At 69.9% G+C, this 16379-nt stretch carries 10 protein-coding genes; 7 read left to right on the top strand and 3 right to left on the bottom strand.

Translation table 11 applies throughout. The features are described from left to right. Window positions 1-28 precede the first annotated feature (28 nt). From IFU30_RS15570 to IFU30_RS20955, 3 genes are all read left to right on the top strand, one after another. Window positions 29-1213, top strand: a complete 1185-nt coding sequence (locus tag IFU30_RS15570) for an HNH endonuclease signature motif containing protein (protein WP_342450877.1) — start codon at window positions 29-31, stop codon at window positions 1211-1213. Window positions 1214-1493: 280 nt separating this feature from the next. Further along, window positions 1494-2321 carry an inositol monophosphatase gene (locus IFU30_RS15565; protein ID WP_192005926.1) on the top strand — a complete coding sequence of 276 codons (828 nt, stop codon included), beginning with the start codon at window positions 1494-1496 and terminating at the stop codon, window positions 2319-2321. Between the two features lie 259 nt (window positions 2322-2580). Further along, window positions 2581-3783: a peptidoglycan DD-metalloendopeptidase family protein gene (locus IFU30_RS20955; RefSeq protein ID WP_192005924.1), complete on the top strand. Its 1203-nt coding sequence runs from the start codon at window positions 2581-2583 to the stop codon at window positions 3781-3783. 224 nt (window positions 3784-4007) lie between these two features. Here the strand turns inward: IFU30_RS20955 and rfbB are convergent, their stop codons facing one another. Together rfbB and poxB are read right to left on the bottom strand one after the other, a co-directional pair. Continuing rightward, window positions 4008-5006 carry a dTDP-glucose 4,6-dehydratase gene (rfbB, locus tag IFU30_RS15555; protein ID WP_071258697.1) on the bottom strand — a complete coding sequence of 333 codons (999 nt, stop codon included), beginning with the start codon at window positions 5004-5006 and terminating at the stop codon, window positions 4008-4010. Between the two features lie 55 nt (window positions 5007-5061). Next, complete coding sequence (poxB, locus tag IFU30_RS15550) at window positions 5062-6798, bottom strand: ubiquinone-dependent pyruvate dehydrogenase (RefSeq protein WP_192005922.1); 1737 nt, start codon at window positions 6796-6798, stop codon at window positions 5062-5064. 244 nt (window positions 6799-7042) lie between these two features. Between poxB and IFU30_RS15545 the strand changes: the two genes are divergently transcribed. From IFU30_RS15545 to treZ, 4 genes are all read left to right on the top strand, one after another. After that, window positions 7043-8104 carry a protein kinase domain-containing protein gene (locus IFU30_RS15545; protein ID WP_192005920.1) on the top strand — a complete coding sequence of 354 codons (1062 nt, stop codon included), beginning with the start codon at window positions 7043-7045 and terminating at the stop codon, window positions 8102-8104. A 94-nt stretch (window positions 8105-8198) separates the two neighbouring features. Continuing rightward, window positions 8199-10247 carry a glycogen debranching protein GlgX gene (gene glgX / locus IFU30_RS15540; RefSeq protein WP_192005919.1) on the top strand — a complete coding sequence of 683 codons (2049 nt, stop codon included), beginning with the start codon at window positions 8199-8201 and terminating at the stop codon, window positions 10245-10247. After that, the gene (treY, locus tag IFU30_RS15535) at window positions 10244-12598 is read left to right on the top strand and encodes a malto-oligosyltrehalose synthase (RefSeq protein ID WP_192005917.1); all 2355 of its coding nucleotides are present in this window, start codon (window positions 10244-10246) and stop codon (window positions 12596-12598) included. The genes glgX and treY overlap by 4 nt, the downstream gene beginning before the upstream one ends. A 5-nt stretch (window positions 12599-12603) precedes the next feature. Further along, a complete protein-coding gene (treZ, locus tag IFU30_RS15530) occupies window positions 12604-14379 on the top strand; it encodes a malto-oligosyltrehalose trehalohydrolase (protein ID WP_192005916.1) in 1776 nt (591 codons plus the stop codon). A gap of 202 nt (window positions 14380-14581) precedes the next feature. Here treZ and IFU30_RS15525 read toward each other — a convergent pair whose 3' ends face one another. Continuing rightward, entirely contained in the window at window positions 14582-16366 is a 1785-nt protein-coding gene (locus tag IFU30_RS15525) for a glycoside hydrolase family 13 protein (RefSeq protein WP_192005915.1), read from the bottom strand. Window positions 16367-16379 lie beyond the last annotated feature (13 nt).

Below are 16379 nucleotides of genomic sequence, written 5' to 3'. Positions count from 1 at the left end.
AACTCACCATCTGGAATGTCAGTGGTCCATGATGAACTTGTTCCATGACCGAGACCGCCGCCTCCGCAGTTCGAGCTGGCGACGAGTGCGCCGCGCGCCTCGCGCAGATGCCACCGTCCCGGCGATCTTTCCGCCCGCGGAGCGGCAGGCGCTCTCCCGCCGGTCGGCATGTGCAGCGCTTGCGATGGCGACGCGCACGCCTGAGCGGACCGTTCAGCGGGCGACGAACGGCGCCGAGCGTCTCGTGAACGAAGCACCTGCCGTGCTTGCCTCGCTCGAGGCGGGTCGTATCTCGGCGCGGCACGCGCGGACGATCATCGACCAGCTCAGTGATGTGCCGGCTGCAGGGCGGACGGCGTTCCTGGAGGCGGTGTTGCCGGCCGCGGAGCAGCTGACCGACGCGAACCTCCGGAGGCGTGCCCGCGTCCTGCGCGAGCGCCTCCACCCCGAGTCCATCACCGCGCGCGCAACTCGCTCGGAGGCGGACCGCCGGGCGGAGTTCGAACCCGCAGCGGACGGCATGGCGTGGGTGCACCTGTTCACGACGGCGCCGATCGCGCAGGGCATCATCGAGCGCGTTGAAGCCGCCGCGGCCGAGTCACGCGCAGCTGGCGACACCCGCACCTGCGCACAACTCCAGGCCGACGCCCTCGCAGCCCTCGCCCTCACCGGCGTCACGCCGGAAGACGTCGTGTCGAGCCCGGTGCTCCCGCACCCGATCGAGGTCCAGGAGCACATCAAGCCGACGGTGCAGATCACGGTTCCGGCGCTCAGTATGGCCGGTGTGAGCGATGCCCCGGCGACGCTCGACGGCTACGGCCCGATCGACCCGGAGACCGCCGCACGTATCGCGGTGAACGCGCCCAGCTTCACCCGGATCCTCGTCCAACCGGAAACCGGCGCGGTCTTGTCGGTCGGGCGCGGCCAGTACCGCGTTCCGGCCGACCTCCAGCGCGCGGTGCGCCTCCGAGACGGCACCTGTCGGGCGCCCGGTTGCGGTCGACGCGCCAGGGCTTGTGACCTCGACCATTCGGTCGCCTGGGAAGACGGCGGCACGACGGATGTCGGCAATCTCGCCTGCCTGTGTCGACATCACCACAGGCTGAAGCACCTTCCCGGCTGGGACCTCGACCACGGGCCCGGCGGGGCCCTCGACTGGACGACACCCGACGGCAAACACCATCAAACGGAACCGGACCCCGCACCGTTCTGAACGGGTCCGGTCCCTGAGTCTGTCGAAGGGTACCTCGTGGGCACTTCGACAAGCTCAGTGACCGGGAAGGGTGTGCCCGGAACGATGAGGCGTCCTCGTGGGCACTTCGACAGGCTCAGTGAGCGGTAGGGGTGCGCCCGGAACGACGAGGCGTCCTCGTGGGCACGTCGACAAGCTCGGTGACCGGGAGAGGGGTGCCCGGAGTCGCCGGCCCTGAGCTGCAGCGCACTGAGGCGGTCGACGTGTCGAAGGGCAGGAGGGGCCGCCATAGGGTGGTGGGGTGACCGGACACGAAGAACTCCTCCAGATCGCCACCGACATCGCCGCAGAGGCCGGCGAACTGATCCTGCGCCGACGCCGGGAGGGCGTCGAGATCGCGGCGAGCAAGTCGTCGGTCGAGGACGTCGTGACCCGAGCCGACCGCGAGTCCGAGCAGTTCATCCGCGACCGCCTCCTCGCTGCACGACCGGACGACGGATTCCTCGGCGAGGAGACCGGCAAGGAAGGCGGCGCGACGGGGACCTCCGGCCTGACCTGGGTCGTCGACCCCATCGACGGCACCGTCAACTACCTCTACGACATCCCCGCGTACGCCGTCAGCATCGGGGTCGTCGAAGGTGAACCGGACCCGGCCACCTGGACCGCCCTCGCCGGGGCTGTGGTGAACCCGGTCCTGGGTGAGCACTACACCGCCTCCCGCGGCGGTGGAGCACGACTGAACGGCCGCGCCCTCGAGGTCAACCGAGGCGTGGCACCGAACGTGGCGCTGCTCGGCACGGGCTTCTCCTACACCGCCTCGCGTCGCATGGAGCAGGCAGCCGTGCTCGGCGCCCTCCTCGGGACCTTCCGCGACGTCAGGCGGATCGGCTCCGCAGCACTCGACCTCTGCAGCGTCGCCTCCGGCCGCCTCGACGCCTACTACGAGAGCGGCCTGAAGCCGTGGGACCAGGTCGCGGGCGCGCTCATCGCTGCCGAGGCGGGCGCGACGGTCGCCGGTTTCGACGGTGCTCCGGCCACCACGCAGCTCATCATGGCCGCCGATGCACCGCTACTCGCGGTCCTCGAACGGCTCCTCATCGAGCAGGGCTTCGCGACGCCGATCGGGTGACACTCCATGCGCGCCGCCGCCGCTCGCGGTAGCGCTCCGGTGGCGACTCGTTCATAAGAGAACTCTCATATGGCCTCTGACCAGGTCTTTATCGGATAAAACCGATCACTGCCATGGCTTTTTCAGCCTCCCGTTGCTAGCATTTATGCATTCGTTACCTTCGCGTTCCCCCGCGCGGACGGACGTCGAGATCTTCCTGCTAGCCCATTGAAAGGCCCCCGCCCCCTTGTCACGCCATGCAAGCCCTGAGGACACCCCTGTGCTTCCCGACCCTCAGGACCCGCAGAACACGTCTGTCGAGAACAGCGCTGCACCCGTGCAGACGCCGCCGCTCAGCCGCCGTGAACTCCGCGAACGTGAGCGTCAGGCGGCGGCCGCCCTGGAGCACCAGGAGTCCGTTCTGCAGGAGCCGACGCATGAGGCCAGCGCCGACCAGGAGGAGGCGGCCGCGGCCATCGACCCGGTCGACCAGATGATCGCCGAGGCGATCGACGCCGTGCACACCACCGACGTCGCCGACATCGCGCCGGTCGATGCAGAGCCGCTCATCGCCGAACCGGCCGTGGCTTCCGACACCGCTCAGGCCACCGAGTCCATCACGGTGACGGTCGACGCCTCCACCGTCGACGCTCCCCGTGCACGCCGCGCAGCTGCACCGAAGCCGGCCTCGAAGCCCCGCGCATCGTCCCGTCCGTCCGCCGCACCGGCGTCGCCCCGCCCGACGACCATCGCGCGCAAGCGTCGCATCACCACCAAGATCTTCGCGGGTGCCGCGATGGGCTTCGTCGCCCTCATGGCCGTGGCCACCTCGGTGCCCGCCAACGCGCTGCTCACCGCTGAAGACGTCGCGACGTCGGTGGCCGAGGCCTCGCAGGCCGAGCTCGGCGACGGCAACGGGCTGAGCAACCAGGCGTCGCAGTCGCTCGACAGCGAGGGATCGGCTGAGCTGACCTTCACCCGCGACGACTACACGACGAGCACCGTCGAGGAAGCCGCCGCCGCAATGGGCATCCGCCCCGCGAACACCTTCACGAACAACCCGAACGGGACCATCCAGTGGCCGTTCGCGGTCGGTGTCACCATCGGTGACCGCTTCGGTGCCCGCGACTGCGCCGGCTGCTCGAGCGACCACCACGGCCAGGACTTCAACCCCGGCAACGGTGCGCCCATCCAAGTCATCGCCGACGGCGTCGTCCGCCACGTCGAAGACGGCGAAGGCTCGCTCGGCGTCAACGTCATCGTCGACCACACCATCAACGGCCGCCTCGTCTCGAGCGTCTACGCGCACATGCAGCACGGCTCGGTCCGCGTCGTCGAGGGGCAGGCGATCAAGGTCGGCACCATCCTCGGCCTCACCGGCAGCACGGGCATGTCCACCGGCCCGCACCTCCACTTCGAGATCCGACTCGACGGCGTCACCTGGGTCGACCCGCTCGAGTGGCTCTACGCGAACGTCAACTGACGCCACGGAACCCAATGAATTGACTGCCTCGCCCGACTCCGGGCGGGGCAGTCGTGTTTCACCCCGAGGGCGGGTGCCCTTCGACAGGCTCAGGGACCGGTGTTGTGGCTCAGGGACCGGTGTTGTGGCTCAGGGGCCGGTGTCGGGGCTCGGGGGTCGGGGCACGGAACGACGAAGGCCCGCCCGGCTGATGCCGGACGGGCCTTCGTGACGGTGTCTGAGGGTTACTGACCCTGCTCCTGGTACTTCGCCTCGGTGGCGGCCTTCTGCGGCTTCCACCACGACTCGTTGTCGCGGTACCAGGCGATCGTGTCGGCGAGGCCGGCCTCGAAGTCACTGAACGCCGGGGTCCAGCCGAGCTCCGTGCGCAGCTTCGACGAGTCGATCGCGTAGCGGAGGTCATGGCCGGGACGGTCGTTCACGTGGTCGTAGGCGTCCGCCGGCTGACCGAGCTGGGTGAGGATGAGCTCGACGACGTCCTTGTTGTTCTTCTCGCCATCGGCACCGATGAGGTACGTCTCGCCGATGACCCCCTTGTCGAGGATCGTGAGGACGGCGGACGAGTGGTCGTTCGCGTGGATCCAGTCGCGCACGTTCTCGCCCGTGCCGTACAGCTTCGGGCGCTCGCCGCCGAGCACGTTCGTGATCTGGCGCGGGATGAACTTCTCCACGTGCTGGTACGGACCGTAGTTGTTGGAGCAGTTCGAGATCGTCGCCTTGACGCCGAAGGACCGCACCCACGCGCGGACGAGGAGGTCGCTGCCGGCCTTCGTGGAGGAGTACGGGCTCGACGGGTTGTACGGCGTCTGCTCGGTGAAACGCTCCGGGTCGTCGAGCTCGAGGTCGCCGTAGACCTCGTCGGTCGAGATGTGGTGGAACCGGGTGCCGTGCTTGCGAGCCGCCTCGAGCAGCGTGTACGTGCCGATGATGTTCGTGTCGAGGAACGGGCGCGGGTCATGCAGGGAGTTGTCGTTGTGCGACTCCGCCGCGTAGTGCACGACGGCGTCGTGACGGGCGAAGAGCTCGTCGACGAGCGTCGCGTCCTGGATGTCGCCGACGACGAGCTCGAAACGATCGGCCGGGAGGCCGTCGAGTGAGGCGCGGTTGCCCGCGTAGGTCATCTTGTCGAGGACGGTCACCGAGTGATCGGTGTTGTTCAGGACGTAGTGGACGAAGTTCGAGCCGATGAATCCGGCGCCGCCGGTAACGAGAAGTCTGGACACGGTAGACGAGTCTACCCGGCGGTCCCTGGATACCGCGGGGGAATCCGGCCGTCGCTCAGTGACCGGGCAGGATGCGGCGCAGCAGGTTCGTGTTCGCGAGGTCGAGCAGTTCGTCGCCGCGGCCCGACATGACCGTCCGGAGCGCGTACAGGGTGAACCCCTTCATCTGCTCGGCGGTGATCGTCGGCGGGATCGACAGTTCCTGCCTGGCGGTCACGACGTCGACGAGCGCCGGACCGTCGTGATCGAAGGCCCGACGGATGGCGCCCTCCAACTCGCTCGCCCGCTCGACGCGTTCGCCGTGGATCCCCATGCCCTCCGCCACATGCGAGAAGTTGGGGTTCACAAGGTCGGTGCCGAAGTTGACGAACCCGGCGGCCTTCATCTCCAGCTCCACGAAGTTGAGCGAGGAGTTGTTGATGACGATGATCTTCACGGGCAGCTTGTTCTGGGTGAGCGAGATGAGTTCGCCGAGCAGCATGGTGAGTCCGCCGTCGCCCGCGAGCGCGATGACCTGGCGGCCGGGGTGGGACGCCTGGGCTCCGAGACAGTGGGAGACGGCGTTCGCCATGCTGCCGTGGCTGAACGAGCCGATGAGTCGGCGCCGCCCGTTCATGGTGAGGTAGCGCGACGCCCAGACGACGGGGGAGCCGACGTCGGGGATGAACACGGCGTCGTCCGTCGCCAGCTGGTCGACGACCTTCGCGAGGTACTGCGGGTGGATCGCCTGGCCGTCGTGGTCCGCGGTCGCGAGGTCGTCGAGGCCCTTCCGCGAGCCGCGGTAGTGCTTGAGCGACTCCTCCAGGTGCTTGCGGTGCGTCTTGCGCTCGAGCTTCGGCAGCAGCGCCTCGAGCGTGTCCCGGACGGTCCCGACGAGCGGCAGGTCGACCGGGTGACGCCGGCCGATCTGCTCACCGCGGATGTCGACCTGGATGACGGTCGCGTGCTCGGGGAAGAACTGCGGATAGGGGAAGTCGGTGCCCAGCATGAGGAGGACGTCGCACGAGAGCATGGCGTGGTAGCCGCTGGCGAACCCGAGGAGGCCGGTCATGCCGACGTCGAACGGGTTGTCGTACTCGACGTGCTCCTTGCCGCGCAGGGCGTGGACGATGGGGGCGCCGAGCGCGTCCGCGGTCGCGATGAGCTGCTCGTGCGCTCCGGCGACGCCGGCTCCGGCAAGGATGGTGACCCGCTTGCCGCCGTTGAGCAGGCGAGCGGCCTCGTCGAGTTCGTGCTCCGACGGCAGGATCCGGGGTCGCGTCGCCCGGATGGCGGCGACGTGCTCCGAGACCGCGTGCTGGAGCATGACGTCGCCCGGGACGACCACGACGGCCACGCCGCGGCGCTCGACCGCGGTGCGCATCGCGATCTCGAGCACCCGCGGCAGTTGCTCCGGCTGGGAGACGAGTTCCACGTAGACGCTGCACTCACGGAACAGCTCCTGCGGGTGGGTCTCCTGGAAGTAGGTGGTCCCGATCTCGGAGCTCGGGATGTGGGCGGCGATCGCGAGCACCGGTACCCGTGAGCGGTTCGCGTCGAAGAGGCCGTTGATGAGGTGCAGGTTGCCGGGGCCGCAGCTCGCCGCGACGACCGCCAGCTCGCCGGTCAGCTCCGCTTCCGCCGCCGCGGCGAAGGCGGCCGCCTCCTCGTGGCGCACGTGCACCCAGTCGATGCCGCCGGAGGAGCGGAGAGCATCGGTGAAGCCGTTCAGGGAGTCGCCGGGGAGGCCGTAGACGCGTTGTACACCGCTGGCCTGGAGGGTGGCGACGACGGTTTCAGCGACAGTGGACATGGGTGCTCCTCGCAGCAGACGACTCGGCCCGGGTTCCCCGGCCCTCTCCATGGTCCTCGTCGCGGTTCGGGGCCCGCAAGGGAGCATCGGGGTCTTGCAGACGCCTACCAGGTGCGCTAGCCGTTCTCAACACTCCGACACGAATCCGCCTGAACGACGAACGCCTTGTAACGTGGTTGCTGGAACAGCCTGCCGAGAACACGGTGGCGCGGCCAACATCGACTGCACCGTGAAGGGGGCGGCCGTGAGCGACTCCCTGCACCGACCGCCGGCACACGCCGGATCGATCACCGATCCAGCTGCGATGTTCACCGAGCACACCGAGACGGTCGTCACCGGCGTCAGCCTGTCGAACGGGCGTTACAGCATCGGTGAGCAGCTCGGCTCCGGCGGGTCCGCCAACGTCTACCGCGCACGCGACGAGCTGCTCTCGCGCCCCGTCGCCGTGAAGCTCTTCCGCGACGAGGCCGCGACCGCGAACGACCGGCTGCGTCAGGAGCGGGAGATCCGTCTGCTCGGGGAACTCCGCCACCCGGGCCTCGTCGAGCTCTACGACTCCGGTTCCGTCGTCCACCGCGGCGTCGAGCACCGGTTCCTCGTCATGGAGTACATCCCGGGCGCCACGCTCACTGACAAGCTGCAGGCCGGCCCGATGCTCCCGCGTGACGCAGCCGCCCTCGGTGCGCAGGTCGCCGACGCGCTGTCCTTCATCCACACGCGGTCGATCGTGCACCGCGACATCAAGCCCGACAACATGCTCTTCAGCGACATCGCCGCGTTCGGCCATGCGAACCTCGTGAAGCTGTCCGACTTCGGGATCGCGCACTTCGTGGGCGGGTCGCGCCTCACGAACACCGAGGCCATCTCCGGCACGGCGTCCTACCTCTCGCCCGAGCAGGCGCTCGGCGACACCGTCGGCACCGAGACGGACATCTACTCGCTCGGCCTCGTCCTGCTCGAGGCCGTGACCGGTCGCCGGGAGTTCGACGGCGGTCTCGTCGAGGCCGCCATCGCACGCCTGCACCGTGACCCGGTGATCCCGCCCGAGCTCCCCGCCGCCTGGCACCCGCTGCTGCGGTCGATGACCGCCCGCAAGCCGGAGGACCGACCCGCCGCGCACGAGGTCGCAGCCAGCCTGCGCGAGATCTGGTCCGAGTCGCGCGTCCGCCGGGTCCGCCGGGTGCGTGCGCGCCTCGGTCTCGTCGTCGACCAGGGCGTCGACCCCCGGATCGCATTGCTCCTCGCCGCCGCGACGGCCGCCGCGGGGCTCGCCATCGGCGTCGCGGTCGGCATCTTCGCGTTCTGATCGGCCCATTACCACGTTTCGTCCGGAACCGGGGAAGTCATCCGGCCGGTGTACCGTCTCAACAACGATCGATCCCTTCGAGTGAAAGGGCGCCATGACGCTCTCGACCCCCTATCCGCTCGGCGTCACCCTTCGGGGCGATGGTGCGAACGTCGCCATCTACTCGGAGACCGCCGACGCCGTCACCGTGTGCATCTTCCCCGAGGGTGGGGAGGAGCAGCAGACGCGCCTCGAACAGCGCACCGGACACGTGTTCCACGGACTGGTGGAGGGCCTCGTCCCCGGGACGCGGTACGGCATCCGCGTCGACGGCCCCTGGGACCCGGCGAACGGTCTCCGCCACAACCCGGCGAAGGTGCTGCTCGACCCGCACGCGACGGCGGTCACGGGGCGCTACGACCTCGGCCAGGCGCAGTTCAGCCACCGCCTCGACGCTCCGGAGACGATGGACGACACCGACTCCGCAGGCCACGTCGCGCTCGGTGTGGTCACCGACCCGTCCTCGTTCGACTGGGACGCCGACGGCCAGGACGTCGCTCCGCGCATCCCGCTCGCCGAGACGATCGTGTACGAGGTCCACGTGAAGGGCTTCACCAAGCAGCTCGCCGAGGTGCCCGAGGAGATCCGCGGCACCTACGCCGGCCTCGCCCACCCGGCGGCCATCCGCTACCTCACCGACCTCGGCGTGACCGCGGTCGAACTCCTCCCGGTGCACCAGTTCGTGCAGGACAGCCACCTCGAGGAGAAGGGGCTCCGCAACTACTGGGGCTACAACTCCATCGGCTTCTTCGCCCCGCACGGCGAGTACGCGGCCGCCGGCGATACCGGTGGGCAGGTCGACGAGTTCAAGGCCATGGTCAAGGCGATGCACGCCGCCGGCCTCGAGGTCATCCTCGACGTCGTCTACAACCACACGGCCGAGGGCAACCACATGGGCCCGACCCTGTCGTTCAAGGGCATCGACAACGCGGCCTACTACCGTCTCGTCGATGAGGACCGCGAGCACTACTTCGACACCACGGGCACGGGCAACAGCGTCAACGTCGGCCACCCCGCGGCGCTCGGCCTCATCATGGACTCCCTGCGCTACTGGGTGACAGAGATGCACGTCGACGGCTTCCGCTTCGACCTCGCGACGACGCTGACCCGCCAGGACGGTTCCGCCGAGATCCACAGTGCGTTCCTCTCGCTCATCGAGCAGGACCCGGTGCTCGCCCCGATCAAGATGATCGCAGAGCCGTGGGACACCGCCGGCTACCAGGTCGGTGGCTTCCCCGCGAGCTGGTCCGAGTGGAACGGGAAGTTCCGCGACGACGTGCGCGACTTCTGGAACGGCGCCGACAGCGTGCTCGGCACCATGTCGCAGCGCGTCCTCGGTAGCCCCGACGTCTACGAGGCGTCCCGACGCTCGCCGCTGTCCAGCGTCAACTTCGTCACCGCGCACGACGGCTTCACCCTCGCCGACCTCACGGCGTACTCGACGAAGCACAACGCGGCAAACGGCGAGGACAACAACGACGGCGAGAGCGACAACCGCTCCAGCAACAACGGTGCGGAGGGTCCGACGGACGACCCCGCCGTGAACGCGCGCCGCGACCGTCAGCGTCGCAACTTCCTCGCGACGGTCCTGCTGTCGGCCGGTGTCCCGATGATCCTCGGCGGCGACGAGATCGCCCGCACCCAGGGCGGCAACAACAACGCCTACTGCCAGGACAACGAGGTGTCGTGGTTCGACTGGGAGCACGCCGACCACGACCTCCTCGGCTTCACGAAGCGTCTGATCGCCCTGCGCCTCGCCGAGCCGGCCCTGCGACCCGACTGGTTCCGCCAGGGTCCGGGCTCCAAAGCAGACGACCGGGTCTTCATCACCCGGTCCGACGACGAGCCCTTCGCCGACGAGGACTGGGACAACCCGGACGCCCGCTCGATCACCTTCGTGTTCCGTCACGCCGGATCGGCGTCGTTCGCCCTGCTGCTCAACGCGGCCGAGAACGGTGTGGAGTTCAGCCTGCCGAAGGCTCCCGGCCTGCCATGGGCGCTCGTCGAATCGAGTGACCCGGAGCAGATGCTCGCCGAGGGGTCGACGACGGTTATCGTGCAGGGGACCTCCTTCACCCTCCTGCGATCGGGGGTCGCATCATGACCACCGTGTCCGGCGGCGGGCCACAGCGTTCCACCGTGCCCGTCTCGACCTACCGTCTCCAGCTGACCGCGGACTTCCGACTCCAGGACGCCGCGGCGCTCGTCGACTACCTCCAGGCCCTCGGTGCCGACTGGGTCTACCTGTCGCCGATCCTCCGCGCGGAACCCGGATCCACCCACGGCTACGACGTCGTCGACCACACCGAGGTCGACCCGGAGCGCGGCGGTGCCGACGGGCTCACGGCGCTCGCCGAAGCAGCCCACGCGGCCGGCCTCGGCGTCCTCATCGACACCGTCCCGAACCACATGGGCGTCGCGACACCGGTGGAGAACGCCTGGTGGTGGGACCTGCTCCAGCACGGTCGGGACGCAGAGCACGCGGCCGCGTTCGACGTCGACTGGGAGGCCGGCGACGGTCGGATCCGGGTGCCGATCCTGGGCGACGACGAGGACGGACGTAGTGCGCTCGACGACCTCAGCATCGAGGACGGCGAACTGCGCTACTTCGACCACCGACTGCCCATCGCTCCCGGGACGGCGGACGACGACGCGAGCGCCCGCGAGGTACACGACCGCCAGCACTACGAGCTGGTGAACTGGCGCCGCGCCGACAGCGAGTTGAACTACCGACGGTTCTTCGCCGTCAACACGCTCGCAGCGATCCGGGTCGAGGACCCGGCGGTCTTCGACGGCTCGCACGTCGAGATCGGTCGTTGGTTCGACGACGGCCTCGCCGACGGGATCCGCGTGGACCACCCGGACGGGCTCCTCGACCCCGGTGCCTACCTCGACCGACTGTCCGAGCGCATCGGTGGAGCACCCATCTGGGTGGAGAAGATCCTCGAGGGCGAAGAGGACCTGCCGGCCGAGTGGGCCACGCTCGGCACCACCGGCTACGACGCCCTGGGCGACGTCGACCGGGTGCTCGTCGACCCGACCGGGCTGCCGACGCTCGGCCAGCTCGCCGGCGTCGAACTGACGCGCGACGCCTGGGACGACCTCGTGCACACCACGAAGCGCGGCATCGCCGACGGGATCCTCGGTTCCGAGGTGCGACGCCTTGCACGGCTCGTGCCCGAGGTCCCGGACGCCGTGGACGCCCTCGCCGAGATCCTGACCGCGTTCCCCGTCTACCGCTCCTACCTGCCGCTCGGCGACGAGTACCTGGACGCCGCGCTCGACGAGGCAGAGGCCCGTCGGCCGGAGCTCGCAGACGCCTTCGCCGCGCTGGCTCCGCGCCTGCGCAGCTCGACCGATCCGCTCGCCGCGCGGTTCCAGCAGACCTCGGGCATGGTGATGGCGAAGGGCGTCGAGGACACCGCGTTCTACCGCTACACGGCGCTCACCTCGCTGACCGAGGTCGGTGGCGACCCCGCCGAGACCGACATCAGTGTCGCCGAGTTCCACCACCGCCAGGCACGGCGGCAGGCGGAGTGGCCGTCCTCGATGACGACGCTCAGCACGCACGACACGAAGCGCAGCGAAGACGTCCGCGCCCGTATCGACGCCCTGAGCGAGGTCGCGGACCGGTGGGCGGAGCACGCCGTCGCCCTCCACACCTCGAACGGCTTCCCCGACCGGCAGCTCGAGCAGCTGGTCTGGCAGGCGGCCGTCGGTGCGTGGCCGATCGAGCGCGAGCGACTGCACGCCTACGTTGAGAAGGCCGCCCGTGAGGCAGGTGACTCGACCACGTGGACCGCACCGGACGAGACGTTCGAGGCCGCCCTGCATGCAGCGGTCGACGGACTGTACGACAGCCGTCGTGCGAACGCCGCGCTGCTCGACGCCGTCGCGGACGTCAAGGCGGCCGGATGGACGAACAGTCTGGTCGCCAAGGCGATCCAGCTCACGATGCCGGGCGTGCCGGACGTGTACCAGGGCAGCGAGCTCTGGGACCGATCGCTCGTGGACCCCGACAACCGTCGCCCGGTCGACTACGCCGAGCGTCGCGCGGTGCTGGCCCGTCTCGACGAGGGCTGGCTGCCGCCGGTCGACGCCGACGGAGCCGCGAAGCTCCTCGTGACCAGCCGGCTCCTCCGCCTGCGACGCGAGCACCCGTCGCGGTTCGCCGAGTACACCCCCATCGGGGCGGACGGACCGGCCGCCGACCACGTCGTCGCGTTCTCACGCGGTGGCGTCACCACGGTCGCGACCCGGCTCTCGCTCCGGCTCGCGGAGCACGGTGGATGGAAGTCGACCACGGTCACCCTGCCGGAGGGCCGGCTCGTCGACGTGCTGACCGGCCGTGAGCTGCAGGGCGGCGAGGTCCGTCTCGCGGCGCTGCTGGAGCAGTATCCCGTCGCCGTCCTGACGCGACCCGACGATGCGGCCGAGGCCGCGAGCGAGGAGTGAGCACGATGACGACCAGCACCACGAGTCCGGCTGACGGGTTCCGTGTCTGGGCACCCGAGGCCCAGCGCGTCGACCTCGTCCTGGACGGTGAGCAGCACCCGATGGACCGCGACGTCGCCGAGGGATGGTGGATCGCGCTCGACGGTGCCGAGCACCGCGCGGCGGTCGTCGACAGCGACTACCGCTATCTCGTCGACGGTGAGGGTCCGTTCGCCGATCCGCGCTCGCGTCGGCAGCCGGAGGGCGTCCACGGCCCGTCACGCGTCGTCGCTTCCGACCCCGTGCCGTGCGACGGGACCGGCTGGCGGGGTCGCTCCCTCATCGGTGCCGTGCTCTACGAACTCCACATCGGCACCTTCACCGAGGCGGCCACCTTCGACGGGGCGATCGAACGCCTCGACGACCTGGTCGAGCTGGGCGTCGACGCCGTCGAGGTCCTGCCGGTCAACGCGTTCAACGGCGTCTGGAACTGGGGCTACGACGGCGTCTTCTGGTCGGCTGTCCACGAGGCCTACGGCGGACCGGACGGCTACCGTCGCTTCGTCGCCGCGTGCCATGAGCGCGGGCTCGCCGTCATCCAGGACGTCGTGTACAACCACCTCGGTCCCTCCGGCAACGTCCTGCCCCGCTTCGGCCCGTACCTCGCGGACGGCGCCGGCAACACCTGGGGCGACAGCCTCAACCTCGACGGGCCGGACTCCGACGAGGTGCGTCGGTACATCATCGACAGCGCGCTGCTGTGGTTCGAGGAGTACGGGGTGGACGGCCTTCGCCTCGACGCCGTGCACGCCCTGCACGACACCCGTGCGATCCACCTCCTCGAGGAACTCGACGCCGCGGTGGATGCGCTCAGCGCCGACCTCGACCGACCGTTCACGCTCATCGCCGAGTCGGATCTGAACGACCCGAAGCTCATCACGCCCCGGGGGCCCGGCGGTGCCGGCGGGTACGGTCTCGACGCGCAGTGGAGCGACGACTTCCACCACGCACTGCACGTGGCGCTCACCGGCGAGGTGTCCGGCTATTACGCCGACTTCGCGCCGCTCGGTGCCCTCGGCAAGGTCATGGAGGAGGGGTTCTTCCACAACGGCACCTGGTCGAGCTTCCGCAAGCGCCACCACGGCCGCCGCATCGACCTCGAACGGACGCCGAGCTGGCGGCTTGTCGTCTCCGACCAGAACCACGACCAGATCGGGAACCGCGCGACGGGCGACCGGCTGGCCGCGACGCTCGACGACGGGCAGCTCGCCATCGCCGCCGCCGTCACGCTGCTCGGACCGTTCACCCCGATGCTGTTCATGGGGGAGGAGTGGGCCGCCTCGACGCCCTGGCAGTTCTTCACCTCGCACCCGGAGCCCGAGCTCGGTGAGGCGACGGCGAAGGGCCGGATCGCCGAGTTCGCCCGGATGGGTTGGAACGAGGCCGACGTGCCGGATCCCCAGGATCCCGAGACCTACCGTCGGTCGGTGCTCGACTGGTCGGAGCGGTCCCGTGGGCGGCACGCGACGCTGCTGACCTGGTACCGACGGGTGATCGAGCTGCGGCGGACGGTCCCGGCGTTCACCGATCCGGCGTTCGCCGACACGACCGCGATCGTCGACGAGGCGACCGGCTCGTTCGTCCTGCGTCGTGGCTCTGCGATGCTCGCGGTGAACTTCGGGACGGAACCGGTGGAGCTCACCCAGCGGGTCGGTGAGCTGCTCGACAGCTTCGGCGAGGTCGTCACGACGGAGGGGTCACTGCGGCTCGGAGCGCACTCCGTCGCCATCCTGCACCACTGAGTCCCTGGGCCTCGGGTCAGCGCGGTGCGCTGACGCGAGCGCGGGTCTACGGCGTGAGCGCGCCCCTCCGGTGGGGCGCGCTCACGCGCACGCCCCGCGGCGGGGCCGATTCCGGCGCGCTCGCGTCAGCGCACCGCGCCGACGCCGGAACGCGCGCGGTCACGTCGGCGCACCGCGCTGGCGCACCGGCCGGCGGAGTGTCTCAGCCGACGGGCAGGGTCGACGGCGTCGTGAACCAGACCGTCGTGTCGCCGTGGATGGTCCTGCCGTCGAAGGGTCCGCTCGCGACGAGCACGGCCGAGTCCGCGAGCGACGAGGGCACGGCGATGTCGTCGGCACCGGTGTTCGCGACGACCGTGACCGCACCGTTCGTCAGCGCGAGGATGGTGTCGGGAGCCCCTTCGATCCAGGCGATCGAGCCGAGTCCCAGCGTGTGCTCGCGGCGCAGGCGGAGCAGCGTGCGGTACAGCTCCAGCGTCGAACCGGGGATACCGGCCTGTGCGTCGCGCGAGTAGTCGTTCCAGTCGTCGGGCTGCGGCAGCCAGGACGCACCGGTCGTGTTGAAGCCGTACGCGGGGTGGCCGGCCTCCCACGGGATCGGCACGCGGCAACCGTCGCGGCCGTACCGCTCGTGGTTCGTGCGGAACCACGTCGGGTCCTGTCGGGCGTCATCCGGCAGGTCGATGACCTCGGGGAGCCCGAGCTCCTCGCCCTGGTACAGGTACGCCCCACCGGGCAGGCTCAGCATGAGGGCGGTCGCCGCCCTGGCCCGCTGCAACCCGAGCGCCCGATCCGGCTGGCCGGGGGTGTTCGGACCGACGCCGTAGCCCTGGGGGTTCTCCTCCGTGAGCGCGAGGCGGGACGCGTGCCGGACGACGTCGTGGTTGGACAGCACCCACGTGCTCGGAGCGCCTACCTGCGCGAACGCCCGCAGCGACTGGCCGATGACCGCCTTGAGGTCTGCGGCGTTCCACGGGGTCTCGAGGTACGGGAAGTTGAACGCCTGCTGCATCTCGTCGGGGCGCACCCACAGGGCCATCTTGTCGAGCGGGTCGACCCAGGCCTCGGCGCACAGCACGCGGTCACCGTCGTACGTCTCCAGGAGCTCGTGCCAGTCGCGGTAGATCTCGTGCACGCCGTCCTGACCCCAGTACGGTGCGGTCTCCGGCCACGAGGCGGGCCCGGTGCTGATGCCGGGTTCGAGTGCGACGCCCGCCGAGGCGCCACCCATGCTGCCGCCCTCGGCCGGTGGGGTGTAGTCGGGCAGACCGTCGGCCTTGATCATGCCGTGCGCCACGTCGACGCGGAACCCGTCGACGCCGCGGTCGAGCCAGAACCGGAGGATGTCGCGGAACTGCTCGCGGACCCACGGGTTCGTCCAGTCGAAGTCGGGCTGCGAGGAGTCGAAGATGTGCAGGTACCACTGGCCAGGCGTGCCGTCGGCCTCGGTGACCCGCGTCCAGGCCGGACCGCCGAAGACGGACTCCCAGTTGTTGGGGGCGATCTCGCCGTGCTCGCCCTTGCCGTCGCGGAACATGTACCGGGCGCGCTCCGCCGAGCCGGGCCCGGCCGCGAGGGCCTCCTGGAACCAACGGTGGGCGCTCGAGGAGTGGTTGGGGACGAGGTCGACGATGACGCGGATGCCGGCAGCGTGCGCGGCAGCGGTCATCGCGTCGAAGTCGGCGAGCGTGCCGAAGATGGGGTCGACGTCGCAATAATCGGCGACGTCGTAGCCGGCGTCCTTCTGCGGGCTCGTCATGAAGGGGGACAGCCAGATGGCGTCGACGCCGAGCTCCTGCAGGGCGCCGAGGCGGGAGGTGATCCCGGGCAGGTCGCCGAGGCCGTCGCCGTTCGCGTCCGCGAAGGATCGCGGGTAGATCTGGTAGATGACGGCGGAGCGCCACCACTCCGAACCGGGGGTGGAGCCTCCTGCGGGGGAGGCGTGCTGAGCTGCGGTCGCCGACGTGGTCGGGAGGGCGGAGTCCATGTCGCTACCCTAG

It is taken from the genome of Plantibacter sp. CFBP 8798, assembly GCF_014841195.1.
Classification (GTDB): domain Bacteria; phylum Actinomycetota; class Actinomycetes; order Actinomycetales; family Microbacteriaceae; genus Plantibacter; species Plantibacter auratus.
The sequence above is the reverse complement of the archived record's forward strand: the minus strand, read 5'-3'. Positions and strand labels throughout refer to the sequence as shown.